This is a genomic window from Dryocola boscaweniae (assembly GCF_025215095.1).
Taxonomy (GTDB): Bacteria; Pseudomonadota; Gammaproteobacteria; order Enterobacterales; family Enterobacteriaceae; genus Dryocola; species Dryocola boscaweniae.
Genome location: NZ_JALHAP010000010.1, coordinates 1 through 247, shown reverse-complemented (window position 1 = coordinate 247; position 247 = coordinate 1). Strand labels below are relative to the sequence as shown.

The window sequence follows — 247 nt, the reverse complement described above, 5'->3', positions numbered from 1 at the left end:
GCGCGCATCAGCCCCTGGGCGCGAGACGAGTTGGTCATCAAGCCCGGCCAGTGGCTATATGCACAAATCAAAAGCGTGTCGATAACCACCTGACCGATTATGTCGGATGGGGCGGTGCTTATCCACCGCTTTCTGAGCGCTACAGCAAGTACTTATAAATTGTTTCGGCAATGCCTGTTTCCAGATTGGTGCCGATCGCCACGTCCGCGCGGGCTTTAATGGCCTCGTCGGCGTTGCCCATCGCCAC

2 protein-coding genes are annotated in these 247 nt (G+C 57.1%); one reads left to right on the top strand and one right to left on the bottom strand.

Annotated elements, in window-relative coordinates; translation table 11 throughout:
* On the top strand, positions 1-93 hold a 93-nt coding region (locus MUA00_RS00045; protein WP_271130439.1), incomplete at its 5' end, for a TOBE domain-containing protein.
* A gap of 46 nt (positions 94-139) precedes the next feature.
* Here MUA00_RS00045 and MUA00_RS00040 read toward each other — a convergent pair.
* Positions 140-247, bottom strand: a 108-nt coding sequence (locus MUA00_RS00040; protein ID WP_271130438.1) for an HAD hydrolase family protein, incomplete at its 5' end; no start/stop codon positions are given.